The following is a 23,599-nucleotide window of genomic DNA, read 5'->3' on the forward strand; positions in this document are numbered from 1 at the left end:
GACCCGATGCCTAAGCTACTCGGACTGTGCGGCAGCCTTCGCGCTGCCTCCTCCTCGGCCGCGCTCATGCGCACCCTGGCCGAGCGCATCGCGCCCGAGGCCACGCTCGAGATCGCCGACATCGCGAGCATCCCGCACTACAACGCCGACCTCGACGCGCCCCCGGAGGCGACCCGGCTGATCAACGGCATCGGCGCGGCCGACGGCGTGGTGTTCGTGACCCCGGAGTACAACTACTCCGTGCCCGGCCTGCTCAAGAACGCCATCGACTGGGCCTCGCGCCCGGCCTACCAGTCCGTGTTCAAGGACAAGCCCGCGTTCATCGTCTCTGTCTCCGGCGGTTTCCTGGGCGGCGCACGCGCCCAGGGGCACCTGAAGTACATCCTCAACGGCATGCTCGCCGTCCCGTTCACGGGCCAGGAAATCGCCGTCCCCCACGCCAACGCCAAGGTGGAAGACGGCCGCTTCACCGACGAGGCGGCGCTCGAGTTCCCGCTTGCCGAGCTGCAGCGGTTCGTGGGCATGCTTCGGGATGGGGGTTGATTCCTCGACAATCCCGGTACCGTTCAAGGCCTTCACTGCCGCGGGCAAGGAACTCGAATCATTTACCTAATGCCTTTCTTGCACGTCCACCTACCTCGATGTACGGATCATCAACAAGGTGCTCGAGAGCATGCTGGGCCCGGGGATCGCGCTTCCACCGAGCCAGTTTTCTGACGAGATCCGCGCGTGCAGGGCCATGCTCGCTATCGAGCGAAAGCGCGATGAGATCGTCCATGACGGATTTATCTGCGACGACGTCCAGAGCGTTCGCAATGGCCGCTTTGAGTCCGACAGCATCATTATCCGTTGCGTTACGGAACTGCCGAAGAAGCGGTTGAATGGCATCCGGACGAGCAGCCTTAACCGTCAGAGCTCGCACAATACCCTCCTTGTTGCCTTCAGAATAGGGAAGCTCCAAGTGCCGTATTAGGACAGGAACCGCTTCCAGATAGTCCTCATTTGTGTTAACAAGATCCCAGACGTCATCGACGACAATGCCCACGTTCTCGAGATCGTGTAGCAGTGGTGTGAGCTCCTTTCTTCGGTGGATGACGCGTTGCTTCTTTTCTTGATGTTCTCGAATCTTTCTCTCCGCCACGTCCTCCGGCATACCGGTCGTATCCGGAGGAGGAGCAGTCAGGTCGTCGAAACGGCCCTTGATACGGCGCTTCGAGATGTTCGTCATGGTTGTTCCCCTAGGTACTGCTACGGTGTTAAGACGTCATAGAGGACTACCTTCGGGTCACCATTGTCGTTATCGGCATAGCCCCATAAGCGCATCTCAAGATCGCTCCTCCCTTCCTCCATTGTCCAAAACGGCAGCTCAATGCCAAATTTCGAGTTATTCGAATCAAGTTCATATTGCTCGCCGATATCAAACGCTTGATCTGGAAGAGAAATAAGCGTTTTCCGATATTCTTTTATCCCCTGCTGAATGTCTTGTCCGGTTAACGCCTCATCCAGCGCTTCTTGCTCTATCCATTCCCAATCGCCAGCTAATATAGCCGCTACCAGCTTTTGTATTGGCTCCCTGAAGCGCTCCTCTACTGGCATTTCTCTACTCCGTGGTTCGACCACCTCAACTTCTATTAACGTCGCCGATTACCTTGAATGCGTGTTGGCGCGCCCGGATAGACTCCTCTTGTTTCATTCATTCCTCATCACATAGTTCCTGTACTGGAGCCGCCGGCGATAATAGAAGTCTTTCTTCCCAAATCTGCAAGGTCTGCAAGGTCCGGATCTTTGCGTTCAAGCGCCTCTTCAAACGCTGGCCATCCTCGCTCTTTAACGAAAAGCGCTTCTTGTCTTAACAACGGGATGAGCCAAACCATAACGGTATTCAGCTCTGTTCCATGGTATGCAGAAAAACCTTCCGGAAAGATTGACGGAATTGTTGCATAGACGGAATTGACGTATACACCAGGAATTATTGGGCTACTTGGGCCAATCACATCACCACGCAGTAACGCCACGCCATGGCTTGAGACAAATTCGCGGTCTCTCCTAGCTTCGGGACGTTTCACCCAGCTCACGTGTCCAAGGTAATCTCGTCCCAAGGGTCTTCACCGGCGACCCATTCCAAGGCACGGCGGCGTTCTTGCACCACTAGCCCCGGAACCTCGCCGGGTTCGGGCGCTCCCCTTAATCGAGCATCCATAACAGCCCAATCAAGACAATATGACAGATCGAGCATTTCAACGACGTCTTCAATTCTTCTAGGGCTCGCGACGTTCCGGAACTTTCTTGTGGTGTCCTCAGGTCTTATGCGGGGAAAGATATAAACGAAATCATCTGCACACGAATCCGAGAAGTCGAGGGAATCGTGGTGGCCAGAAACCCAAGTCAATGCCCACAAGGCTTCTACCTGCCACGCAAAAGTCGCCCTTTCACTTTCATCATTACTTTTAAGATATTCGCGCTCAAAAGGTGATAATTCCTCATAAAGTCCCTCTTGACGGAGCCACGAAAGAGCGGTTTCTTTTGGGAAATCGAATGCGCTTGACACACAAGTATAGAGAGCAAGGATTCGATCCAGCAGTTCCTCTTTCGGACGAATGCTCTGAATTGGATCGAGCAGAGGCAAATTGGGATTTGTGCGATATCCCAGCCGCTGCGCCGTCTCCAAGCTAGACTTCCTGATTAAGGGCAGGTCCATCAGTTACTTCCTTCTGACGTGCTAACCAACTGCGGCTCGACGGTTCAACCTTCTGTACAAGAGACAGTGAAAAGCTACAGCTCTGTACTTGGGCGACGCCTTTGCCGCATCAGAGTCGGAGTCATCTTCGCGTAGTGCCATACAAGAGCTGTCGGATTACGTGAGTGTGATATGAAGACTGCACTAGGCGGCCATTCGCGTCATAGGTGTAGGTGGCTGAAGCGCCGAACGCGGTTGTCATGGAGGCAAGCACCAGTATAAGGAACATACCGCAAGTTGCCGATTTTTTGACTCCTGTTTTCATGACAGGTACTCCGGGCTGGTGGTTGTATTTGCTAGTGAGCCATGGGTTTCGTCTCCGACAAGCTGTTCAACGGCCGCCGGATCTGAGCGTTAACTGGAGTCGATCATTTGGGTCGCGAAGCCCTTGCCATCGACGTCGATCACCGCCTGCGCGGCTACGGAGCATCTGCGCTTGGCGCGTGGTGGCTGCCCGCATAGCTACTTGGGAGGTTGCGCCCCCGGAGGCGTTCCGACGAGACCACTCACAAGCCGGAATTCTCGACTTTTGACCGGTCAGTTCTCCGGGGGACCTCGACTCCACCGGTTGGTTCCGGGCGGGCCATCCATAGTAAGGTAAGGCTCCTGTTTGGGCGGCACGCCACCCCCAGCCGCACTGGAGGAACAAACGATGAGCAGCTTTACCGAACGCGTGATCGGCGCGGCCAGGCTCGATCCCAGCATTTACGAGGAGGTCGAGCACGACCCGGGCGCGGTGGGCCAGGCCGTCGGAGTGGTGCTGCTATCCAGTGTCGCCGCCGGCATTGGCAGCATGCTATATATGGATCTCGGGACCTCCCTGATCGTGGGCAGCATTGCCGCGTTGCTGGGCTGGTTGATCTGGGCATTCCTGACCTGGTTGATCGGAACGAAGCTTCTGCCTGAGGCGGGAACCGAGGCCGACATGGGGCAGTTGCTACGCACCATCGGCTTCGCCTCGGCACCGGGCATCCTGCGGTTTCTGGGCGTGATCCCAGGCATCGGCGGACTGATTGTCCTGGCATGCAACATCTGGATGCTCGCTGCCATGGTCGTCGGTGTCCGTCAGGCCCTCGACTACACGAGCACCTGGCGGGCCGTGGGGGTTTGCGTCATCGGGTGGGTCATTCTGATCGTGCTACAGGGTGCGGTATTCGCGATGGTCGGTGCGCCCGGGCTGGGCGGGTGACCCGCGGGGGCGCGGGCCGGGGGTAATCCGTCTCGCGCCCGCCGAGCGCCAACCCCGTCACCATTCGTTTCGCTTTCAGGTGCAAGCTCCTGTCAAACAGTGCGTTAATGCCACGTACCAGGCAGGTGGTACGGCGTTTTGTCACAGCTGGTCGTGGCCTATACCTATTTGAGTTTCCCGGGTGTCGCCGACGCTGCGGTAAGTCCACACAATCAGTTTCCTGAAAGCGACCATTGGGACACTGTCCGGCGGAGACGATTTTTGGCCGAGATTTTCCGTATGAGGTCGTCTAATCAGCCGTCTGACGCGAACGCCTTCAGGTTGTAGCGATAAGCTTCATTGCATTGCAATAAGACTAGGATTATCTAAATTTTAATTTCACCTTCAATAACATTTACAACCTGACCACCAACCCAGATCTCATCGGACGACTGACGCAAATAGACGCGGCCAGAGCGCTGAAGAATCGTTCCTTGAGCGGCGACATAAGGAGAATGTATCAAGCCGGCATTGATGAGCCATTGAGCCAGACTCGCATTCAGGCTACCTGTGACTGGATCCTCATACCCGCCCTTTCCGATAAATGCTCGCACTTCAACCGTGGCATCATTGCCAGAGTCATGAAGGCCGACAATCCCAAGGTTGAGGGGAGAGAGTTCCGCCCAGTCGGGATTGATAGAAAGTACTTTTCCTGCAGAATCCAGCATCACGCCGCACCAGCCTGGACCATTGTCCACCCATTGGTGATGACGTAGATCAGATAGCGACAAATGGAGCGCCTTGGCAATTTTTCTGAGAACCTCATCCTCGACCGGCCCGGAACGAATCAAAGGAGGCGCAGCAAATTCGAGTCGCGACTTATCCCTCTTGATGTTGATCAGACCCACGCCACATTGCTGCACGATACGGTCTGCGCTATTGGGCGACCCACCAGCTAATAACCATGCATGACTGGATCCCAGTGTGGGATGCCCTGCAAAAGGCAGCTCCCCACCTGGTGAGAAAATGCGTACCCTGTAGTCTGCTCCCGGGGTCGTCGGTTTCAGGAGAAACGTGGTTTCCGATAGGTTTGTCCAGCGTGCCAGGGCGAACATTTGGTCTTCATGAATCGTATCGGCGTCATGAACCACCGCGACGGGATTCCCATCAATTGAGTTATCCGAAAATACATTGACTTGTGAAAAAGGGTAACTCGTCATAGTTCGTTTGGCCCTTCAACAATGAATGAATCGGATTTGCGATGATTTGATCCCAGTGACGGCGCGATAACACCGGGCTTTCAAAGCGCCGGCCGTGCTTATGCCGTATTTGCAGAAGCGTAGCGCGAGGGAAGTAGTCTACGCCAACCAATCGTTTCGCTGCGCGTTTATGCCGGCCGCTTGAAGAGCGGGCGCTGGTTGATTGCGGGACAATGACCGCTCAGGGTCGACACCGGCCACGCGTTTCACTTAGGACGACAACGTCTTCAAACGCCGCCGCAACTGTTGCCGATCCAGTCCTCCCGTCATGTTTAGCACTTCCGGGTTGAAATGGTGATGCTTTGCTCTCGGTTGAGGCGCCGGATGACCTCGCTTTTCTCCTTGACGATGTTGGGCTGGATGCCCTCGATGGGCCCGTCCAGGAGCAGGATCTCCGGATTGAGCACCAGCGCCCGGCCGATGGCGACAGGATCTGTCGGTCAGGAGCAGCTGTCGGGATAACGGCAACGGTGATCGGACAGCGCAAGCGGGCCGACGCCGGGCGGTCCCGGGCGTCGACCGAAGGCCCGTGCGCCGGGCGCGGGCGCTTACCCTTCCGTCACGGCCGTTTCGGGGCCGGCGTGTGCACCGAAGGCATGCACGCCCTTGCCGATGAGGCGGCCTTCCGCCCGGCCCAGTTCGTTGCCGCCGGCACTCGGCACGCCGCGGAAATGTGCCGCGATGTTCGAGACGGACGGCGTTTCCGATACGGTTGCCGGCTCGCGCTCGCCGAGCTTGCCTCCGCGGTGGGCATGATCCGTCGGCTCGCCGGTCGAGCGGAAATGCGCGACGATGCTGCCGGCCGGTGAGGCATTGCCTGCGCTGTGCAGATCATGCTGGGTGAGCAGGCCGTTGTAGGACTCCGCATTGGCCTGGCCGATGGCCGCGGCCGCGATGGCGGCGGCGATGATGAAGCGCTTCATGGCGAATTCTCCTGTGGTGATGCGTGAAAGTCCGGGCCAGCCCGGCACGGGTAGCGCGTTGCGTTTGGCGCCGCCGCGCCGTGACTGGAAAGGCATGATGGAGTGGTTGCCGGATTGGCGTAAGACGGTAAAATTGCAACCAATGGTTAACGAATTGGAAACCAAAACAACGGCTGCCGCTGACGCGCGGGAGCTCGGTGGCTCCCTCGACGACGTCCGAGCGTTCTGCGCGGTGGTGGATTTCGGCAGCATCACCGCGGCCGCCCGCAATCTGGGGGAGACCAAGAGCAGCATCAGCCGCCGTGTGACGCGCCTGGAGCGCCGGCTGGGGAGCGCGCTGCTGGCCCGCCAGCCGCGGGCGGTCAGCGCAACCGAGGAGGGAATCGCCTTCCACGCCAAGGCGGGCGCGGCGCTCGCGCTACTGGACGATGCCACCGAGGCGGCGAGTGAAGCGCACTCCCTGCCCCGGGGTCATCTGCGTCTAACCGCCCCTGTGGATTTCGGCCTGGAAGTGCTGCCGGAGGCCATCAGCGTGTTCCGCCGGCGCTATCCGCAGATCACGGTGGAGCTGCTTCTCACCAGCAGCACGCTGGACCTGGCAACACACCGCATCGACCTGGCTCTGCGAGCGAGCAGCGAGTTGCCTGACATGGACTACCGCGCCGCGCCCCTGGTGAGCTTCAGCGTCCGGCTCTACGCCACGCCTGCCTATCTCGCTGAGCGCGGCGAGCCGTCCACGCCCGCGGCGCTTGCGGAGCACGACGTGATCGCCGCGCGGGATCTGATGGGCCCCACCGCCGTGTCCCTCAGCAACGGCCGCCGTACCGAGCGCGTGTGCGTGCGCCCGGCGGTGCAGACGGACGAGCCGGCCAGTGTAGCGCGCATCGTGCTCGCCGGCGGGGGGATCGGTCCGCTGCCGGATGTTGGGGCGGCGCCGGCACTACAGGACGGCCGGCTGCAGGCGGTGCTGCCGCGCTGGACGGTCAGCAGCGCCCGGCTCTACGCCATCACCATCGCCGGGCGGGAGGCCCCGGCACGCGTTCGTCTGTTCAAGGAGTTCCTGCGCGAGCGCCTCGCCGGGCTCGGTGCTTGCGCGATCGAGTAGCCCGCTGCCAGGCCGAGGCCTGCCCGGCTCGCTGCGAGGAACCGCCCAACGTTTCCGTATCGTGAACAGTTCGTTCCATTTCGGCTGTCTTACGCAAGCATGGAAACCAGCCCATCCTGTGCAGCAGTGACCGAAACGATGCATACGGAGGCAATCATGCCGGGACTTGTCAACGGACAGTGGGTCAAGGGCGACATCGCCGACGGCGAGATCAAGGGCGGCGCCTTCCGGCGCGAGCCGACGCGATTCCGCGACTGGATCACGCCCGATGGCGAGCCCGGGCGGGGCGATCGCCCGGTTTGGCCCGCCGCGCCGGGGCGCTACCAGTTGTTTGTCGCCTACGTGTGCCCCTGGGCATCGCGCACGCTCATCCTGCGCAAGCTCAAAGGCCTGGAGGCGCTGATCCCGGTCTCCGCCGCCGACCCCGTGCTCGGTGACGAGGGCTGGACCTACGCCCGGCCCCAGGACGCCGGTCCCGCGCTCGGCCCCGTCGAGCGCCATTATCAGCTCTACACCGCCACCGATCCGGACTACACCGGAAAGGTCTCGGTACCGGTGCTGTGGGACCGTGACCAGGGCCGGATCGTGAACAACGAGTCCGCCGATATCGTGCGCATCCTGAACACGGCCTTCGACCATCTCACCGGCAACGACCTCGACTTCTACCCGGGGCCGCTGCGCGAGACCATCGACGCCTGGAACGCGCTCATCTACGACAAGGTCAACAACGGCGTCTACCGGGCGGGCTTCGCCAGAGACCAGGCGCACTACGACGCGGCCGTCACCGACGTGTTCGACACCCTCGACCGACTGGAAGCCCACCTGGCCGAGCACCGGTACCTGGCCGGCGACTATCTCACGGAGGCGGACTGGCGGCTGTTCGTCACGCTGGTGCGCTTCGACGCGGCCTATCACGGGGCGTTCAAGTGCAATCTCCGGCGCATCGAGGACTATCCGAACCTGTCCGGCTACCTGCGCGAGCTCTACCAGTGGCCGGGTGTGCGCGAGACCGTTAACCTGGAGCACATCAAGGTGGGCTACTACACCAATCCGGCCATCAATCCGACACTCATCGTGCCCAAGGGGCCGGCGCTGGATCTCGACCGCGGGCACGATCGCGACCGTCTCGCGGGTAGCGGCGTATGGCGGCGCTCGGCATCAGCGGCTGCGAAGGCATGACGGCCTCGTCGTTCATTCAGCGGCCGCTCAGCCCATGGTCCGGTGACGGGGCGCGCTGCGTGACTCATGAAAGCGGCCATACCGGCGCGTGTTCCACTGCTGGAAACCAACGGTGACACATGGACCAATCACATAATCGCATCCTGGTCTTCGCAGGCAGCGCGAGGGCGGAGTCGTACAACAAGCGCCTGGCACGGCTCGCCGCGAGTCGTGTCGACAACGCCGGCGGTCGCGCCACGCTCGTTGATCTGCGCGACTTCCCGATTCCACTCTACGACGGGGATCTTGAGCATGAGCAGGGTATTCCGGATCACGCCCGGCGCCTCAGGGCCATGCTTGCGGAGCACAGCGGCCTGGTCGTGGTCTCTCCGGAGTACAACGGCTTCATCACCCCGCTCCTCAAGAACACGCTGGACTGGCTGTCCCGCCCGGACGGCGACGAGGAGGGCCTGGCGCTATTCCGGAACAGGGTGGCCTGCGTTCTCTCCGCCTCGCCCGGCGGCTTTGGCGGCATGCGCAGCCTGGCACTCGCCCGGCAGTTGCTGACCAACCTGGGCGTCACGGTCCTGCCCGACCAGCTCGCCGTCCCCCGCGCTGCACAGGCGTTCACGGACAATGGCGATCTCGCGGATCAGGGGGCCGGTAAGCGCCTGGACCAGATCTGTCATCGCTTGGTGGAAACCCTGGAGCGGCTCAATCCTCGTGCAGAGCGCTGAACGCTCCCGCGAGGTGGTCGATCAGCGCTCGTACTGCGGGCAGCAGGTCGCGCCGTGACGGGAATACGGCGTGCACGATCTCACGGCGCGGTGTCCACCGCGGCAGGACCGGCACGAGGCGTCCCGCGTCGAGTTCCGGGCGAACCATCATGCGGGGAAGCTGAACCACGCCGATGCCTGCGACGGCCGCCTTTCTGAGCGCGCTCATGTCGGTGGTGACCAATCTCGGCGTATGAGGAACGGAAGCGGGCTTGTCCTCGGGGCCGAACAGATGCCAAGTAAACTCCTCCTGCGGGCTGCCGAGCCCGAGTGTGGGCCAGGTTGCTAGCTCCTTCGGCTCCGATGGCTCGCCACCGTGTTCCTCCACCAACCCGGGGCTGGCGAGCAGGCACTGGCCGCGATCGGCGAGCGCGCGCAGGACGAGATCACTGTCCTCCAGGGGCGGCGGCCGCACGCGGATCGCCACATCAATGCCTTCCCCCACCACATCCACCCGTCGATTGGTGGCATCCAGCGCCACGTTGACTAGCGGGTACTGCTGCATGAACTCGGCCAGCATGTCGCCGACGTACGACTGCAAAAGCGCCACGGGGCAACTCATCCGTACCGTGCCGCGGGGCTCGGAGCGGGTGGTCTCGATCGCTTCCTCGGCTGCCTCGGCTTCCACCAGCATGGCCTTGCAGTGGCGGTAGTAGGTCTCACCGATGGGCGTAACGGTGAACCGGCGCGTGGTCCGATGGATCAGCCGGATGCCGAGACGGTCTTCGAGCAGGGCGATACGGCGGCTCAGACGCGACTTGGGCATCCCCAGGGCGCGACCCGCCGGGGCAAAGCCGCCATGGTCGACCACCTGGACGAAGAAATAGAGGTCGTTGAGATCATAGTTCACGCCATCGTTCCTTCTGGTGAACGCTCTGGTGCAATTCTAGGGACTACTGGTTCGATTGTCCTGCCTTTATCTTTGCACCAAGTTCACGATCAACCGCAGGAGGTCCTCATGAAGGCCATTCGCAGTGTCCACGCCGCGCCCCGCCACCACTGGGTGGGGAACGGGTTTCCTGTGCGGTCGCTGTTCTCCTACGACAACCATGGACGGGAGCTCGACCCCTTCCTGCTCCTGGACTATGCCGGACCGGTGACGTTCGCCCCGGCCCGGCACCGCCGCGGCGTGAGCGAGCACCCGCACAAGGGCTTCGAGACGGTGACGATCGTCTACGAGGGTGAAGTGGAACATCGGGATTCCACCGGGCACGGCGGCGTCATCGGGCCCGGCGACGTGCAGTGGATGACGGCTGGCGCTGGCATTCTCCACGAGGAGTTCCACTCCGAGCCGTTCACTCGCGTCGGCGGGCCGCTGCAGATGGTCCAGCTATGGGTCAACCTGCCATCCCGGGCCAAGGAGGTGGAACCGGGTTATCAGGCCCTTCGCGCGACGGAGATCCCCGAGGTGCCCCTGGCGGGCGATGCGGGGACCGTGCGCGTGATCGCTGGTGACCTCGACGGACGTGCCGGCCCGGCTCGGACTCACACGCCCATGCAGGTTTGGGATGTGCGGCTCAACCGTGACGGCCGGATGACGTTGGAGATGCCGGACGGATGGCCTGCCGCCGTGGCTGTGCTGGAAGGGACGGTTCTGGTGAACGACGACAGCATTGTCCGCGACGCCGATTTGGCCATCCTGCACCGCGATGGCGACACCGTCTCGCTGGAGGCGAACAACGATGCCAGGCTGCTCGTCCTCAGCGGTGAGCCCATCGGTGAACCGGTTGTCGGTTACGGCCCGTTTGTCATGAACCATCAGCAGGACATCGACCGTGCGCTGGCCGATTTCCGCCAGGGCCGACTGATCAGCAATGCCGCGCCGTAGCCCGATAAAGCCCCAGCCCACGCGATGCGGCTGGGGCGGTTCCTCCGGCAGGAGCCCATCAGGGCGTGGGACGGATCGTTCGCCAGGCCGCACGAGCTAAACTTCCAGGTGCAGCCGGGGTGACGGGCCCGCGATCGCTCCATGGGTTGCGGGCGACGTGCACGTCGATCGTGCCGCAAGAGTCGACAAGTCGAAGGAGACCCTCATGAGCTGGAACCCTGCACTGACACCGGGTTGCCCGGACGAGATCGGCGTTGATGCCATCGAGACCCTCATCGTTCCGCGGGCGCGGGACATCGGCGGCTTCGAGGTACGCCGTGCGCTGCCGGCGCCGAAACGGCAGATGGTCGGCCCGTTCATCTTCTTCGATCAGATGGGCCCCGCGGAGTTTCTCACCGGCCAGGGCATCGACGTGCGCCCCCATCCGCACATCGGCCTCGGCACCGTCACCTACCTGTACGGCGGTGATCTCCACCACCGCGACAGCCTCGGCACGGACCAGATCATTCGCCCCGGTGCGTTGAACTGGATGGTGGCGGGACGCGGGGTCACCCACTCCGAGCGCACCTCGACGGCATCGCGACAGGGGGCAAGCGAGCTGTTCGGGATACAGACCTGGGTGGCGCTACCGGAGGCGCACGAGGAGACGGCACCTTTGTTCGAGCACCACGGCGACGCTGGACTGCCGATCATCGAGAGCGAGGGCGTGCGCGTGCAGTTACTCCTGGGGAATGCCTACGGGGAGAAGGCGCCGGCGACGCTTTACTCGGAAGCGTTCTACGCCGACGTCCAGCTCGAGCCGCAAACGCGGTTCCCGATGCCGGATGACCATGAGGACCGTGGCGTCTACGTCGTCGCAGGCTCGGTGACCATCGCCGGCCAGTGTTTCGAGGCGGGTCAGATGATGGTGTTCCGCCCGGGTGATCGCATCACCGTGGCGGCCGGCGAGCGCGGCGCCCGGCTGATGATCCTCGGCGGCGCGACCCTGGGCGGGCCCCGCTATATCTGGTGGAACTTTGTCGCCTCCTCGCAGGAGCGCATCGAGGAGGCCAAGCGGCACTGGCGGGCTCAGAACTGGGGCGCCGGCCTCTTTGATCTTCCCCCCGATGACCGGGATGAGCACATCCCGTTGCCGGATTGATACGAGGCTCGGGAGGGGGACTGCATCAACGCCGGACTATACCGTCGGCTCGGTGGCCACATGAAACCGGCCGGGAGAGGCGTTGGCAGCGCTACCCGGTCCCCTCTGCCGTGTGCGCGGGAGGGGACATGTGCAGACGGAACTCCAGCTCCTGCCAGAGAGCACGCCAGGCGCGGGCTGCCCGACTGCGGGGGGCGAAAGCGTTGACAGGCGCACGGTGTTCACCCATGCGCTCGTTGTCCACGGCCGCCGGAACCCAGGATTGCAGGACGTTCACCATGGATTCGGGCGGTTGCGCCAGCCATTGGCGGTGAATCGCTCGTCGCCGGTCGACAAGAGAGAAATACGGATACAACGAGCGCCTGTAGATCCCCAGGCGGTCAAGCTCGCGAACGACCTCATCGTAAGCCCGCAAGGAGAGATGGGACGGGATGACCGGCATCAGCAACGTGTCGGCGGTGCGGAAGACCGCCTCAGCGAGACGGGAAAGACCCGGTGGGCAGTCAACGAAAACCGCATCATAGCGACCCGCGACCGGTTTCAGCAGACGCCGGAGAATCTTCACGCGCTGCCCGCCTGCGCGGTCCAGCCGGACGTCGAGATTGCGCAACGTATGGTGGGCGGCCGCGCAGTCGAGATTCGGCCAGGCCGTGGCCGAAACGGATCCCGATAGCGCCTGACGGGTGTTCACAAGCCGTTTGCCGTGCGGGCCATCGGGCTCACAACCGAGATACCAGGTCGCCGCGCCCTGCGGGTCAAGATCCCAGCAAAGCACCCGGTAACCCGCCTGTGCTGCCTCGTAGGCGAGGTTGACGGCACCGGTTGTCTTGCCAACTCCGCCCTTGAGATGACAAAGAGCGATCACGCGCATCGGATTCCGCCTCAATACTGTTGCTGGCAGTCATCCCGCCAGAGGTCCCACCAGCCCGCGAGACGCCGTTGGTAAGCCTCCGCCGACTCGCTGTAGAGACGCCGGCCCAGGCGAAAGGCCTCGGCGCGAAGCTCTTCCTGGCGTTGCCCCATGTGCATCAGCGGGACCGTCAAGCGGTCATCGCCACCATAGCGCTCCGGCTCTGCGAGCAGAGCCGACCTGAGAACCATGAGGTCGTGGTCATCGCCGAGACAATCGGACAGCGCCTTTAGCTCCCGCTGCCAGGCAGTCATGATTCCCGGCCAGACACCGCGGAGCAGGCACGTGTGATACCAGTAGTCCTTCACACGCTTGCGCCATTCGTGCAGCACTTCGATGCTCGGACCCCGCTGCGCATCGCGCAGGCGCGCCTCGCCGCGCCGATAACAGCGCGCCGCTCCCGCCGCCAAGTCGGGAAACCCCGGGATCTCCGGCCACTCCGCGATGCGTGCACGCGCCTGGGAAAGCGCCTCCCGTGCCGACTCCAGGGAAGCCCCAATATCACCGGTCTCAGCGAGCAACGCGTCGCGGCGCGCAACCAGCCCCTGCCGAATGCCGTCACCATCCGTCGCCAGACATTCGCCGAACCGGTCCCGAAGCGCGTCCCATGCCTCGACCACGGCCTGAGCATCTCGACTCGATGCCAGCCCCCGGGCGACGTCCCGGAAAGCCTCGTTCTCGCCACGATAGTGCGCACCGAGCGGTCGCCGTGTGAGCCGCAGAACGGCACGAATCTCCTTGCAACGCTTGCGGGCTTCGTGGATTCCCTTGTGCTGCTTGTCCCCCGTGCGGTCGAGCTGCTTCATCGCATCGTCAATGCGCTCGCGCACGATCCGGCGCACTCCGGCATCGGGATCTTCATCCGCCTCAAACTGATATGCCAAAGGCTTTCCTGCTGACCTCGCTTCAGCTCCGCGTGGTTGCGCCTCAGCGTGCCGGGGCCAACGAAGGCGAACCCAGCCGGAGGTTAACACTTCTGGTCATTTCGAAATGTTACAAGTGCAAGGCATGGAGCGTCGCCGTTATCAACCTGGCCCGAAACCGTCATGGCGGTGCTCATGCCGAAACCCGCCATGCCCCGGTCGCGGCGACCTCCCGGGCGAAGTCGGTGAAGTCCTTCGGCTCCCGGTCCAGTGCGCGCTGCACACCGTCCGCCACATAGGCATTGCGGCCGTCGAGCACGGTCTCGAACAGGTAGTTCAAAAGCCACGCAACGTCCGCGGGCGCCCCTGATTCGGCGATCTCCTGTGCGAACGCTTCTTTCGGGATCTGGATGAACTGCACCGGGTGACCGGCGGCCGAGGCGATCTCCTGCGCCAGCTCGGGGAAGGTCAGCATCCGCGGGCCGGTGACCTCGTAGACCTCGTAGGCGTGCCCCTGCTCGCACAGCGCGGCAACGGCGACATCGGCGATGTCGTCGGCGTCCACGAAGGGCTCGGGGATATCCGCGGCCGGCAGTGTTATGGCGCCATGGAGGACCATGTCGCGGAACTCGCCTTCCGAGAAGTTCTGCATGAACCAGCTGGCACGAACCACCGTCCACTCGACATCGGCCTCCTGGACAATCCGCTCGCAAGCCTGCGCCTCGTCCTCGCCGCGGCCGGACAGCAACACCAGTCGTTTGACGCCCTGCCCCACCGCTTGCTCCACGAAGGCACGGATGGTCTCCGTGGCACCGGGGATCGCCAGGTCCGGGGCATAGCTGATGTAGACCGCCGTCACTCCCTCCAGGGCCGGCTTCCATGTGTCCGCGGCGTTCCAGTCGAAGGCAGGGGTGGCGGACCGGGACCCGATGCGCGTCTCCACCCCTCGGGCTCGCAGACGCTCTGCAACGCGGCGCCCGGTCTTCCCCGTGCCGCCCAGGACGAGGGTAATGCCCTCCTGGTTCTCGTAGGTGCTTGCCTGCTTGGCCATGTTCAGCTCTCCTCTTGATGGTTGGCGCTGGCGAGAACACCCGCTCGCCAATCAAGGTAATGGGGAGCTCACGGCCGGAACATTCTCCGGGCGATCAAATTCATACGCGATCGTATAAAGTTGTGCCATGGACACGTTAGGCGGACTGTTGGACGCACCCCGCGCACGCGGTGCCTTCGCTCTGCGCACGGTGATGCGCTCGCCCTGGTCGCTGCGGATCCTTGCCGAGTCTCCGCTCACGCTGATCGCCGTCGTCGCCGGCGAAGCGTGGATCGTCCCCGACGACGGCGAACCGGTCCGGCTGGCTACAGGCGATGTCGCCATCACGCGCGCGCCCGACCACTACAACGTGGCCGACTCGCCCACCAGGCCGCCCACCGTCCTTATCCAACGGGAGCAGCGCTGTTGCGATCTGGATGGGGAATCCGTCCTCGAAGCGATGACGCACGGCGTGCGCACCTGGGGCAATGACCCGAACGGCTCAGCCGTATTTCTCGTCGGCGCATACGAGCACCTGAGCGACATCAGTGATCGCCTGTTGCGTGCCCTGCCTCCCGTGCTCACGCTCGCGCAGTCGGAGTGGGAGTCGCCTCTGGTTGCACTGCTCTGCGATGAGGTCGTGAAGGACGAACCCGGGCAGGCGGCCGTGCTCGACCGATTGCTTGACCTGCTGGTTACGGCCGTACTGAAGGCCTGGTTCGCCCGCCATGACGATCGCACGCCCGCGTGGTGGCAGTACCAGGGGGACCGGATCGTCGACCGTGCCCTACGACTGATGCACCAGAACCCCGCCCATCCGTGGACACTGGAAGCGCTTGCCGCGCAGACGGGTGCCTCGCGCGCATCACTGGCACGCCGCTTTCAGGACCTGGTTGGCGAGCCGCCCATGACCTTTCTCAAGAACTGGCGCATGGCGATGGCCGCCGACCTGCTATGTCAACCCGACGAAACCGTAAGCAGCGTGGCGGAAAAGGTGGGCTATGCCAGCGCCTTCTCCTTCAGCGCCGCCTTCAAGCGCAGTCGCGGCCTGAGCCCACAGGCGCACAGGGCATCTGCGCGTTGAGACGGCTTCGGGCATCTGCCGAGTCCAGCCGGAACGGTTCAGGGCCTTCACTGCCGCGGGCGCTCCTTATGCAGGTGCTGTCCACCATCGGCTCGGTGAGCTGTTCATGGAACAGCTCACCGAGCCGCCGGATCATAGGTCGCCGAGGGCCCAAGGGCGTAGAAACCACTGAGATGGTTATCGGTGTCGTAGCCTAACGCCCTTGATTCCCGCGAGTGCGTGCTGGGATCACCAGGAGACTCTCCCGAACCGGACCGGGACGACGACGATTCAGGGTCTATAGTGCATCTGGATCTGAACCGTTCCCTGCAAGTGGGTGATGCTCACGTACTGCTTGCCTTGCATCTCTCGCATCCAGTCCGGGCTGAGCGGCCGACCGGATGGAACGACACCGTCGACGAACATGTACTGCTCGCCTTCCACGCTGTCGCCTTCGGTGAAGCCGTCCAGACGCTCGCGATAGAAGGCGGCAACCTCCTCCGCCGGATCGGATGCCTCCAGGGTGGCCTGGGCGATATCGTCCGCCAGGCCAGTCGGGAACCGTGTTTCGGGAGCAACAACTGAGAGGATCAAGGGAAGGCATGCTGCCGGCCTCGGCATCGCATCATGCGACCAGCGCGAGCCGAAGAAATTTATCGCATGCTCCGCCGGTCGTCCGGCAAAGGCGGAACCTGCTGTCACCCTGTCCCTGGGCTTGTTGGCTCCTTGAAATCTCGCAGTGCGCTCACCACGTGAGCGCTTATCCAAGCGCGGTGAGCACACTACTTATTAAACCCCGGCAAAAAGGTTACATGGGCCGTTACGCGCAGATCAAACCCCGGGGTCCATCCCCCGCAGTGGGCCCGCATGACAACCGGGCACGGGTGCTCTGCTGCCCATCCAGACAGTGAGATGTTCCTGGAGAAAATCACCCCACCCACATTACTCACGACCAACTCCGTCACAGCTCGTTCTCTCCGGTTCGGGTGGGGAGACCAAGCATTAACCACGATGGTCTCGGTCGCTTGACCAACCAGGCGTAGTATCCGGATACGGCGCACCGAAAATAGCGTCCCTTGTACGCTTCTTCCCAGTCGCCTCTGGCTTCCGCGTAGTGATTTTCCGGTAAGAGTTGGTGGCGAATATAACCATCACTTGTTACCCATATACCGGTATCGCCGTTCTATTTCTCTGCCAAGTTCTGAGATTTCATTGCACCGCCTCTAAAGCATCGTAGTAGTGCGCAATTTCCTCCCGGGTTACTATCCAGGCGTAATTCAGCTCCTGGCGAATTTTCCACTGACCATTATCGCAGTCCCATCCGATTTGCGAGCGACCCTTGAAGGGAATTATCGAACCCGCCCTCCTGTCAATGGTTCCAACAAAACCGATCGTTGTCGAAGCAACCTCTCCACCAACGAGCTCACTGTGGCCTTCGGTCAGGGCGTGCAACACGGAGCTGGCTTCTGCTTGAAGCCCCTCCCAGTTCCTACCATAAACGAGGGCATTGTCAAAGAGCTGGATTTCGCCCGGTGCGAAATTGTCAAAGAAAACCCCCTCGGGCTGTTCAAGGTCATAGTAGAGATTCATTTTCTCCGCAAACACGAACTCGGGGTCACCTTCTTGTTTCTCCCAGCCTTCCATGATCCAGTGTTTATGGAGTTCCAGCGGGGCGTTGTAGCCGTTTTGGTCGCAACTTTGTTCATCAGCATAAAGGTGCCCGGAGAAAACAGTCACACCCAAAAGCACTGTCAGTTTCAAGAGAGTCGGTTTCATATCGTTCCACTCGTGATGGTCTGTGTAAGGGTTGGCGCTAGTTGAGACTGTTATCAAGCACTACTCAACTTGCTCGAGTAATATATAAGGACGACTGCGTTTTGATTAGACACCCACTTGAAGACACGTTGGTAAGAGAAAATTGACAATGGAAATGGACCTGGGCGCTTTGCCGATGTTTATTGCCGTAGCTGACGAGAGCAACTTCAGTACAGCGGCCATGAGGCTTGGGGTGAGCCGCTCTGCTGTTAGTCAGGCCGTCAAGAAGCTGGAAGATCAGTTAGGGGTCGCGCTCTTCATCAGGACGACCAGAAGCGTCAAGTTGACCGAGGTGGGAGAACGTCTGTACAAGCTCGTTCATGTACAGGTCGAGAATATGCAGGCCGCTCTGGAAGATATTGCCAGTCACAATACGCCGCGCGGACTGCTCAGAATCGCTGTTACCTGAATCGCAGAGCAGTTTTTGTCGGGAAAACTGGTTGCTGAATTTACGCGGTCTTACCCTGACGTCGAGCTCGACGTCACGGTAACGGACGATGAGCTAGACATCGTCAACGCTGGCTTTGATGCGGGTGTCCGTCTTGGCGAAAACATAGAGCAGGACATGGTGGCCATACCCATTTCCGGCCCACAAAGGGACATGGTGGTCGCAGCGCCGCAGTACCTGGAACGGCATGGAGAGCCAGCACGCCCCAGTGATCTTCTTGAGCATCGGTGCATCGGCTGGCGACCGAAACCCAGCAGCACGCCCTACAAATGGGAATTTGCAGAAAACGGCAGAGAGTTTGGGGTATCTGTTAAGCCGCAAATCACCACTAACGACTTTCACCTCATGTTGAGAACCGCCCTGCAGGGAGGCGGGATTACCTTTGCGATTGAAGAACCGTTCAGGCCCTATATTGAAGCGGGGCAGCTGGTGCCTCTTCTTGAAGATTTTCTACCGTACTTTCCCGGTTTTTATCTTTTTTATCCAAACAAACGGCACATGACGCCCAAGTTGAGAGTAATGGTTGATTTCGTGAAGCACTGGAGCGCCTAGGTTTTCTGGTCAAGGCCTTCCTCTCCACAAGTAGCACTTGCGCTGTTCGTGTGGGGTTCTCCGAGATCCTCTCAGGTAGCAAGAATGCATGAACCGGACGATCCGGATGTGAGTCCGCCGCGTTGTCACCGGCAGTACTCGGATAAGGCGCTACACCGTCAGGTGCTCCGCGATCAGATCATCCCCGAGCTCGTCCATCTCCCCGGAGGCGACCACGTTGCCGTTGTTGATGATGTCGAAGCGGTCGGCGGTGGCGCGGGCGAAGGGGAGCTTCTGCTCCACCAGCAAGATGGTGATGCCCTGCTCGCGGTTGAGCCGGCGGATGACCTCGCTGATCTCCTTGACGATGTTGGGCTGGATGCCCTCGATGGGCTCGTCCAGGAGCAGGATCTCCGGGTTGAGGACCAGGGCGCGGCCAATGGCGAGCTGCTGTTGCTGGCCGCCGGAGAGGTCGCCGCCGCGGCGCCGGCGCATGTCCCGGAGCACGGGGAACAGCTCGTAGACCCGCTCCGGGATGCCGGCGGAGCGCTTGCTCGCCAGGGGCACGCGGAGGTTCTCCTCGACGGTGAGCTGGGGGAAGATCTCGCGGCCCTGGGGCACGTAGCCGAGCCCGAGGCGGCCCCGCTCGTGGGGCTTGAGCTGGCTGATGTCCCGGTCGCGGAAGAGGATGCGGCCGCCGCGGATGGGCACCAGGCCCATGATGCACTTGAGCAGCGTGGTCTTGCCCATGCCGTTGCGGCCCATGAGGCAGTTGGCGCGGCCTTCCTGCACGTCCAGATCGACGTCGCGCAGGATGTGGCTGCCGCCGTAGTACTGGTTGAGGCCTTCGATGCGGAGCATCGGGGATCTCCTGTCTGGTTCTTTGGTGCCGGTTCTGTCGGGGCTGAAGCCCCTCCTACGCCCGGATTGGCGCTTTCGGCTGTGAATGTCTTCGGGCCGGTTCGCTTGGTCGCGGCTGAAGCCGCCCCTACACCCCGGTTCTCCTATTTATCCTCTGTGGGAGGGGCTTCAGCCCCGACAAGGCGGAGCCGTGGCTCGACGCCCCTGGGCACGTCGCGGCTGAAGCCGCTCCCACAGGGTCATTCCTCTTCCCCCAGGTACACCTCGCGTACGCGGGGGTTGTTCTGTACCTGGTCCATGGAGCCCTCGGCGAGCACGCTGCCCTGATGCAGGACGGTCACCTGGCGGGCGATGGAGCGCACGAAGTCCATGTCGTGCTCGACCACCACCACGGAGTGCTTGCCGGCGAGGCTGGTGAGCAGCTCGGCGGTGGCCTCGGTCTCCTGGCCCGTCATGCCGGCCACGGGCTCGTCCACCAGCAGCAGGCGCGGGTTCTGCATGAGCAGCGAGCCGATCTCCAGCCACTGCTTCTGGCCGTGGGAGAGCAGGCCGGCGAGCCGGTCGCGCTCGCCGGTCAGGCCGATGAGCTCCAGGACCTCGTCGATGCGGTCGGCCTGCTCGCCGTTGAGCCGCCAGGTGAGGCTGGTGACCACGCCGCGGTTGGCGTGCATGGCCAGCTCCAGGTTCTCGAACACGGAGTGGTTCTCGTAGACCGTGGGCTTCTGGAACTTGCGGCCGATGCCGCGCTGGGCGACCTCGTGTTCCTTGAGGCGCAGCAGGTTGATGCGGTTGCCGAACCAGGCGGTGCCGGCGTCGGGCCGCGTCTTGCCGGTGATCACGTCCATGAGGGTGGTCTTGCCGGCGCCGTTGGGCCCGATGATGCAGCGCAGCTCGCCGTCGCCGATGTACAGCGTGAGGTCGTCCAGGGCGCGGAAGCCGTCGAAGGACTTGGTGATGCTCTCCAGGTACAGGGCGACGCCGTGGCTCATGTCCACGGTGGCGTTGTCCGCCGGGCGGTTGACGATGTCGAACACCTGGTCCCGGCGCATGAGCTCGCGGAAGTCGTCCATGGATTTCGCCAGCGTATTCATTGGCTCGCCTCCTTGCGCCGGCGGAGCAGGCCCACCACCCCGTGGGGCAGGAACAGCGTCACGCCGATGAAGATGCCACCGAGGATGTACAGCCACAGGTCCGGGTAGGCGGAGGTGGCCCAGGTCTTGACCACGTTGACGATGCCGGCGCCCAGTATGGCCCCCGCCAGGGTGCCGCGCCCGCCCAGGGCCACCCAGATGGCCATCTCGATGGACTGCGGCGGCGCCATCTCGGAGGGGTTGATCACGCCGGTCTGCGGCACGTACAGGGCGCCGGCGATGCCGCACAGCACCGCCGAGACCACCCAGACGAACAGCTTGTAGCGCAGCGGATCGTAGCCGGTGAACCGCAACCGCGTCTCGGCGTCGCGGATGGCGGTGAGCACCCGCCCCAGCTTGGAGGTGACGATCCAGCGGCACAGCAAGTAGGCCATGATCAGCACCACGGCGCTGGCCAGGAACAGGCCCAGCTGCGCCTGGGCGAGATCGAAGCCCAGCAGGCTGTCGAAGTCGGTGAGCCCGGTATCGCCGCCGAAGCCGGTCTCCGTGCGGTAGAACAGGTGCATGCCGCCGAAGGTCAGCGCCTGGGTGATGATGGCGAAGTACACCCCACGCACCCGGGAGCGGAAGGCCAGAAAGCCGAAGATGAACGCCAGCACCCCCGGGACCAGGGCGATCATCACCGCGGTGAACGCGAACGACTCGAAGCCGGCCCAGTACCAGGGCCAGTCGCTGTAATCCAGCCACTGGATGAAGTTCGGCACGCTGCCGTCGTCGTGGGCCACCCGGGTCAGGTGGGCGCCCATGACGTAGCCGCCCATGGCGAAGAATACGCCGTGGCCCAGGGACAGAATACCGGTGTAGCCCCAGATCAGGTCCAGGGCCAGCGCCACCAGCGCCAGGCACAGGAAGCGGCCGGCCAGTGTCACCATCCAGCCGGGCATGTACAGGGGGCTGTCCTGGGGCAGGACCGTGTGCAGCACCGGGACCACCACCAGGGCCACCACCGCCAGGACGGCGAGGACGGCCCAGGCCGTGCCGGAGTGCAGACGGCCGAGTCGGGACAGCGCGGACTGCGACTGCATGAACAGGCTCCTCAGTCGTCAGCGGCACGGCCCTTGAGGGCGAAGATGCCCTGGGGCCGCCACTGGATGAACAGGATGATCGCCGCGAACACCAGGATGGTCGCCAGCACCGCGCCCGCGGCGGGCTCCAGGAACTTGGTGGTGACGCCGATGCCCAGGGCGCTGAACACCGGGCCGAGCAGATTGCCGACGCCGCCCAGGACCACCACCATGAACGAGTCCACGATGTAGTTCTGGCCCATCTCCGGGCCGACGTTGACGATCTGGGACAGCGCCACGCCGCCCAGGCCCGCCACCCCGGCGCCCACGGCGAAGGTCCACATGTCCACGCGCTTGGCCGGCACGCCGAGCACCGCGGCCATGTCGCGGTTCTGCATCACCGCGCGCACCTCCAGCCCGAGCCGCGTGCGGTTCATCAGGTACCAGACCAGCGCGACCACGAACACGGCGAACAGGATCACGCCCACGCGGCTGGTGGACAGGCTCACCCCCTGCATGAGCTGCACGCTGCCGGCGAACCACGGCGGGCTGGACACGGCCACGTTCTGCGCACCGAAGAGCCAGCGCACGGTCTGGATCAGGATCAGGCTGATGCCCCAGGTGGCGAGCAGGGTCTCCAGGGGCCGGTGGTAGAGGAAGCGGATGATGCCCCGCTCCATGAGAATGCCCACCACCGCGGTGACCACGAAGGCCAGCGGCACGGCGGCCACCAGGTAGTAGTGGAACCACTCCGGGGCCAGCAGGGCGAACAGGTTCTGGGTCACGTAGGTGGTATAGGCGCCGATCATGAGCAGCTCGCCGTGGGCCATGTTGATCACGCCCATGAGCCCGAACACGATGGCCAGGCCCATGGCCGCCAGCAGCAGCACGCTGCCCATGGACAGCCCGTAGACGAAGTTGGAGGCGAAGCTGGCGAACGCCGCGCGGCGGTCGATGGCGCGCACCCCGGCGGCCGCCGCTTCGCGGATCTCCGCGACGGGCTCGACGTAATTGCCGTCGTCGTCGCGCCCCGTCATGGCGGCGAGATCCGAGCGCAGGCGGTTGGCGCGCACCTCGGCGATGAGCTTGACGGCCTCGAGGCGCCGCGCGTCGTCCTCGCTGTCCAGGTCGAGCTGCGCCAGGGCGATGTTCAGAAGACGCTCGGTCGCGGCGTCGTCTTCCTCTTCGGCGGCGCGCTTGATGGCCTCGCGCAGCTCGGGCTGCGGGTTCTCCGCCAGCTCGTCGGCGGCGGCCCGGCGCGCGGCATCGTCGTCGGAGAAGATCTGCAGCGCCGCGATGGTCGGGCGCAGGGCGCGGCGCACCGTGTTGGTCACCCGTGGCTGAGACAGCTGCGACGTCTCCAGGTCCGGACGCTCGCGGCCGGTCACCGCCTCGCGCAGGGAGCCGTCGTCGGAATCCTCGATGATCAGGGTCTGGTCGTCGGTGAAATACAGCCGCCGGTCGCGCAGGGCGAACAGCGTCGGCAGCGCCTCCGGGTCCTGCAGGGCGGCCACCTGCTCGATGGCCTGCTCCAGGGTGGCGCGGTCCGTGGTGGCAAGCCCTGCCAGGACCTCGGCGGTCCCGGCGTCGAGCTCACGCCCGGCCACCGAGGCCAGCTCCCGCTCCGCCGCGGCCTCGGGGTTCTCGTCCAGCTCCTGGACGCGCTCGTCGGCGCTGTCCATCGCCGCCGCCGTCAGGGGCAGCGCCAGCAGCACGCATACCGTCAGCGCCCGGCAAAGCGTCCACGCAGTGGTGCGCATGTCAGGTCTCCTCGGCGCGGCTGATCCGCCGCGGGGGGATTGCAGGCAAAACATCGGCGGGCCGGGGG

27 protein-coding genes are annotated in these 23,599 nt (G+C 63.2%); 10 read left to right on the forward strand and 17 right to left on the reverse strand.

Going from position 1 to position 23,599, the window contains the following annotated elements:
* The first annotated feature begins 6 nt into the window (after window positions 1-6).
* On the forward strand, window positions 7-543 hold the full coding sequence (locus QWY84_RS01980) for an NADPH-dependent FMN reductase (RefSeq protein ID WP_290200771.1): 537 nt from the start codon (window positions 7-9) through the stop codon (window positions 541-543).
* A gap of 58 nt (window positions 544-601) precedes the next feature.
* On the opposite strand, the gene QWY84_RS01985 is transcribed toward QWY84_RS01980, so the two are convergent.
* The 4 genes from QWY84_RS01985 to QWY84_RS02000 form a co-directional block, all read right to left on the reverse strand.
* A complete protein-coding gene (locus QWY84_RS01985; RefSeq protein WP_290200772.1) occupies window positions 602-1,228 on the reverse strand; it encodes a HEAT repeat domain-containing protein in 627 nt (208 codons plus the stop codon).
* Between the two features lie 20 nt (window positions 1,229-1,248).
* Entirely contained in the window at window positions 1,249-1,596 is a 348-nt protein-coding gene (locus QWY84_RS01990) for a DUF7668 domain-containing protein (RefSeq protein ID WP_290200773.1), read from the reverse strand.
* 107 nt (window positions 1,597-1,703) lie between these two features.
* Complete coding sequence (locus QWY84_RS01995) at window positions 1,704-2,075, reverse strand: suppressor of fused domain protein (protein WP_290200774.1); 372 nt, start codon at window positions 2,073-2,075, stop codon at window positions 1,704-1,706.
* Complete coding sequence (locus tag QWY84_RS02000) at window positions 2,072-2,668, reverse strand: DUF4272 domain-containing protein (protein ID WP_290200775.1); 597 nt, start codon at window positions 2,666-2,668, stop codon at window positions 2,072-2,074. The genes QWY84_RS01995 and QWY84_RS02000 overlap by 4 nt, the downstream gene beginning before the upstream one ends.
* Window positions 2,669-3,389: 721 nt before the next feature.
* On the opposite strand from QWY84_RS02000, the gene QWY84_RS02005 reads away from it, so the two are divergent.
* Window positions 3,390-3,926, forward strand: coding sequence for a YIP1 family protein (locus QWY84_RS02005; RefSeq protein WP_290200776.1), 537 nt, complete (start codon window positions 3,390-3,392; stop codon window positions 3,924-3,926).
* Between the two features lie 365 nt (window positions 3,927-4,291).
* Here QWY84_RS02005 and QWY84_RS02010 read toward each other — a convergent pair whose 3' ends face one another.
* Window positions 4,292-5,125, reverse strand: coding sequence for a PhzF family phenazine biosynthesis protein (locus QWY84_RS02010; RefSeq protein ID WP_290200777.1), 834 nt, complete (start codon window positions 5,123-5,125; stop codon window positions 4,292-4,294).
* A 587-nt stretch (window positions 5,126-5,712) separates the two neighbouring features.
* Complete coding sequence (locus QWY84_RS02020; RefSeq protein ID WP_290200778.1) at window positions 5,713-6,087, reverse strand: hypothetical protein; 375 nt, start codon at window positions 6,085-6,087, stop codon at window positions 5,713-5,715.
* A 154-nt stretch (window positions 6,088-6,241) separates the two neighbouring features.
* Between QWY84_RS02020 and QWY84_RS02025 the strand changes: the two genes are divergently transcribed.
* From QWY84_RS02025 to QWY84_RS02035, 3 genes are all read left to right on the forward strand, one after another.
* Entirely contained in the window at window positions 6,242-7,192 is a 951-nt protein-coding gene (locus tag QWY84_RS02025; protein WP_290200779.1) for a LysR family transcriptional regulator, read from the forward strand.
* Window positions 7,193-7,348: 156 nt separating this feature from the next.
* A complete protein-coding gene (locus tag QWY84_RS02030; protein WP_290200780.1) occupies window positions 7,349-8,371 on the forward strand; it encodes a glutathione S-transferase family protein in 1,023 nt (340 codons plus the stop codon).
* Between the two features lie 119 nt (window positions 8,372-8,490).
* Window positions 8,491-9,087: an NADPH-dependent FMN reductase gene (locus tag QWY84_RS02035; RefSeq protein WP_290200781.1), complete on the forward strand. Its 597-nt coding sequence runs from the start codon at window positions 8,491-8,493 to the stop codon at window positions 9,085-9,087.
* On the opposite strand, the gene QWY84_RS02040 is transcribed toward QWY84_RS02035, so the two are convergent.
* Window positions 9,065-9,976: a LysR family transcriptional regulator gene (locus tag QWY84_RS02040; protein ID WP_290200782.1), complete on the reverse strand. Its 912-nt coding sequence runs from the start codon at window positions 9,974-9,976 to the stop codon at window positions 9,065-9,067. The two genes, QWY84_RS02035 and QWY84_RS02040, sit on opposite strands and share 23 nt — an antisense overlap.
* A gap of 108 nt (window positions 9,977-10,084) precedes the next feature.
* Here QWY84_RS02040 and QWY84_RS02045 point away from each other — a divergent pair, with 108 nt between their 5' ends.
* Both QWY84_RS02045 and QWY84_RS02050 read left to right on the forward strand, forming a co-directional pair.
* A complete protein-coding gene (locus QWY84_RS02045; RefSeq protein ID WP_290200783.1) occupies window positions 10,085-10,954 on the forward strand; it encodes a pirin family protein in 870 nt (289 codons plus the stop codon).
* 205 nt (window positions 10,955-11,159) lie between these two features.
* Window positions 11,160-12,095 carry a pirin family protein gene (locus QWY84_RS02050; RefSeq protein ID WP_290200784.1) on the forward strand — a complete coding sequence of 312 codons (936 nt, stop codon included), beginning with the start codon at window positions 11,160-11,162 and terminating at the stop codon, window positions 12,093-12,095.
* 91 nt (window positions 12,096-12,186) lie between these two features.
* On the opposite strand, the gene QWY84_RS02055 is transcribed toward QWY84_RS02050, so the two are convergent.
* The 3 genes from QWY84_RS02055 to QWY84_RS02065 all read right to left on the reverse strand — a co-directional run bounded on the left by QWY84_RS02055 (window position 12,187) and on the right by QWY84_RS02065 (window position 14,919).
* Complete coding sequence (locus QWY84_RS02055) at window positions 12,187-12,966, reverse strand: ParA family protein (RefSeq protein WP_290200785.1); 780 nt, start codon at window positions 12,964-12,966, stop codon at window positions 12,187-12,189.
* 11 nt (window positions 12,967-12,977) lie between these two features.
* Window positions 12,978-13,889 (reverse strand): CHAD domain-containing protein, encoded by a 912-nt coding sequence (locus QWY84_RS02060; RefSeq protein ID WP_290200786.1) that lies wholly within the window; start codon window positions 13,887-13,889, stop codon window positions 12,978-12,980.
* Between the two features lie 172 nt (window positions 13,890-14,061).
* Entirely contained in the window at window positions 14,062-14,919 is an 858-nt protein-coding gene (locus QWY84_RS02065; protein WP_290200787.1) for an NmrA family NAD(P)-binding protein, read from the reverse strand.
* 127 nt (window positions 14,920-15,046) lie between these two features.
* On the opposite strand from QWY84_RS02065, the gene QWY84_RS02070 reads away from it, so the two are divergent.
* Window positions 15,047-15,982, forward strand: a complete 936-nt coding sequence (locus tag QWY84_RS02070) for an AraC family transcriptional regulator (protein WP_290200788.1) — start codon at window positions 15,047-15,049, stop codon at window positions 15,980-15,982.
* Window positions 15,983-16,252: 270 nt separating this feature from the next.
* On the opposite strand, the gene QWY84_RS02075 is transcribed toward QWY84_RS02070, so the two are convergent.
* The 3 genes from QWY84_RS02075 to QWY84_RS02080 form a co-directional block, all read right to left on the reverse strand.
* Complete coding sequence (locus tag QWY84_RS02075) at window positions 16,253-16,555, reverse strand: hypothetical protein (RefSeq protein ID WP_290200789.1); 303 nt, start codon at window positions 16,553-16,555, stop codon at window positions 16,253-16,255.
* A 367-nt stretch (window positions 16,556-16,922) separates the two neighbouring features.
* Complete coding sequence (locus tag QWY84_RS20040) at window positions 16,923-17,129, reverse strand: Atu4866 domain-containing protein (RefSeq protein WP_353959880.1); 207 nt, start codon at window positions 17,127-17,129, stop codon at window positions 16,923-16,925.
* A gap of 41 nt (window positions 17,130-17,170) precedes the next feature.
* Window positions 17,171-17,737 carry a hypothetical protein gene (locus QWY84_RS02080; RefSeq protein ID WP_290200790.1) on the reverse strand — a complete coding sequence of 189 codons (567 nt, stop codon included), beginning with the start codon at window positions 17,735-17,737 and terminating at the stop codon, window positions 17,171-17,173.
* A 148-nt stretch (window positions 17,738-17,885) separates the two neighbouring features.
* Here QWY84_RS02080 and QWY84_RS02085 point away from each other — a divergent pair, with 148 nt between their 5' ends.
* Both QWY84_RS02085 and QWY84_RS02090 read left to right on the forward strand, forming a co-directional pair.
* Window positions 17,886-18,185, forward strand: coding sequence for a LysR family transcriptional regulator (locus tag QWY84_RS02085; RefSeq protein WP_290200791.1), 300 nt, complete (start codon window positions 17,886-17,888; stop codon window positions 18,183-18,185).
* 15 nt (window positions 18,186-18,200) lie between these two features.
* A complete protein-coding gene (locus QWY84_RS02090) occupies window positions 18,201-18,776 on the forward strand; it encodes a LysR substrate-binding domain-containing protein (protein WP_290200792.1) in 576 nt (191 codons plus the stop codon).
* Between the two features lie 150 nt (window positions 18,777-18,926).
* Here QWY84_RS02090 and urtE read toward each other — a convergent pair whose 3' ends face one another.
* The 4 genes from urtE to urtB all read right to left on the reverse strand — a co-directional run bounded on the left by urtE (window position 18,927) and on the right by urtB (window position 23,531).
* The gene (gene urtE / locus QWY84_RS02095) at window positions 18,927-19,616 is read right to left on the reverse strand and encodes an urea ABC transporter ATP-binding subunit UrtE (RefSeq protein ID WP_290200793.1); all 690 of its coding nucleotides are present in this window, start codon (window positions 19,614-19,616) and stop codon (window positions 18,927-18,929) included.
* Window positions 19,617-19,855: 239 nt separating this feature from the next.
* The gene (gene urtD / locus QWY84_RS02100) at window positions 19,856-20,707 is read right to left on the reverse strand and encodes an urea ABC transporter ATP-binding protein UrtD (protein WP_290200794.1); all 852 of its coding nucleotides are present in this window, start codon (window positions 20,705-20,707) and stop codon (window positions 19,856-19,858) included.
* A complete protein-coding gene (urtC, locus tag QWY84_RS02105; protein ID WP_290200795.1) occupies window positions 20,704-21,792 on the reverse strand; it encodes an urea ABC transporter permease subunit UrtC in 1,089 nt (362 codons plus the stop codon). The genes urtD and urtC overlap by 4 nt, the downstream gene beginning before the upstream one ends.
* A gap of 11 nt (window positions 21,793-21,803) precedes the next feature.
* A complete protein-coding gene (urtB, locus tag QWY84_RS02110) occupies window positions 21,804-23,531 on the reverse strand; it encodes an urea ABC transporter permease subunit UrtB (protein ID WP_290200796.1) in 1,728 nt (575 codons plus the stop codon).
* Window positions 23,532-23,599: the final 68 nt, after the last annotated feature.

This window comes from Aquisalimonas lutea (assembly GCF_030409225.1).
In the GTDB taxonomy this organism is placed as follows: Bacteria; Pseudomonadota; Gammaproteobacteria; order Nitrococcales; family Aquisalimonadaceae; genus Aquisalimonas; species Aquisalimonas lutea.

Excerpts from the sequence above, each read along its gene's own strand:
- urtB (WP_290200796.1), bottom strand. The coding sequence starts at position 23,531 with ATGCGCACCACTGCGTGGACGCTTTGCCGGGCGCTGACGGTATGCGTG.
- QWY84_RS02085 (WP_290200791.1), top strand. The coding sequence starts at position 17,886 with ATGGAAATGGACCTGGGCGCTTTGCCGATGTTTATTGCCGTAGCTGAC.
- urtE (WP_290200793.1), bottom strand. The coding sequence starts at position 19,616 with ATGCTCCGCATCGAAGGCCTCAACCAGTACTACGGCGGCAGCCACATC.
- QWY84_RS02010 (WP_290200777.1), bottom strand. The coding sequence starts at position 5,125 with ATGACGAGTTACCCTTTTTCACAAGTCAATGTATTTTCGGATAACTCA.
- QWY84_RS02055 (WP_290200785.1), bottom strand. The coding sequence starts at position 12,966 with ATGCGCGTGATCGCTCTTTGTCATCTCAAGGGCGGAGTTGGCAAGACA.
- QWY84_RS01980 (WP_290200771.1), top strand. The coding sequence starts at position 7 with ATGCCTAAGCTACTCGGACTGTGCGGCAGCCTTCGCGCTGCCTCCTCC.
- QWY84_RS01990 (WP_290200773.1), bottom strand. The coding sequence starts at position 1,596 with ATGCCAGTAGAGGAGCGCTTCAGGGAGCCAATACAAAAGCTGGTAGCG.
- QWY84_RS02030 (WP_290200780.1), top strand. The coding sequence starts at position 7,349 with ATGCCGGGACTTGTCAACGGACAGTGGGTCAAGGGCGACATCGCCGAC.
- QWY84_RS02045 (WP_290200783.1), top strand. The coding sequence starts at position 10,085 with ATGAAGGCCATTCGCAGTGTCCACGCCGCGCCCCGCCACCACTGGGTG.
- QWY84_RS02005 (WP_290200776.1), top strand. The coding sequence starts at position 3,390 with ATGAGCAGCTTTACCGAACGCGTGATCGGCGCGGCCAGGCTCGATCCC.
- QWY84_RS02080 (WP_290200790.1), bottom strand. The coding sequence starts at position 17,737 with ATGAAACCGACTCTCTTGAAACTGACAGTGCTTTTGGGTGTGACTGTT.
- QWY84_RS01985 (WP_290200772.1), bottom strand. The coding sequence starts at position 1,228 with ATGACGAACATCTCGAAGCGCCGTATCAAGGGCCGTTTCGACGACCTG.
- QWY84_RS02070 (WP_290200788.1), top strand. The coding sequence starts at position 15,047 with ATGGACACGTTAGGCGGACTGTTGGACGCACCCCGCGCACGCGGTGCC.
- QWY84_RS02035 (WP_290200781.1), top strand. The coding sequence starts at position 8,491 with ATGGACCAATCACATAATCGCATCCTGGTCTTCGCAGGCAGCGCGAGG.
- QWY84_RS02020 (WP_290200778.1), bottom strand. The coding sequence starts at position 6,087 with ATGAAGCGCTTCATCATCGCCGCCGCCATCGCGGCCGCGGCCATCGGC.
- QWY84_RS02050 (WP_290200784.1), top strand. The coding sequence starts at position 11,160 with ATGAGCTGGAACCCTGCACTGACACCGGGTTGCCCGGACGAGATCGGC.
- urtC (WP_290200795.1), bottom strand. The coding sequence starts at position 21,792 with ATGCAGTCGCAGTCCGCGCTGTCCCGACTCGGCCGTCTGCACTCCGGC.
- urtD (WP_290200794.1), bottom strand. The coding sequence starts at position 20,707 with ATGAATACGCTGGCGAAATCCATGGACGACTTCCGCGAGCTCATGCGC.
- QWY84_RS02065 (WP_290200787.1), bottom strand. The coding sequence starts at position 14,919 with ATGGCCAAGCAGGCAAGCACCTACGAGAACCAGGAGGGCATTACCCTC.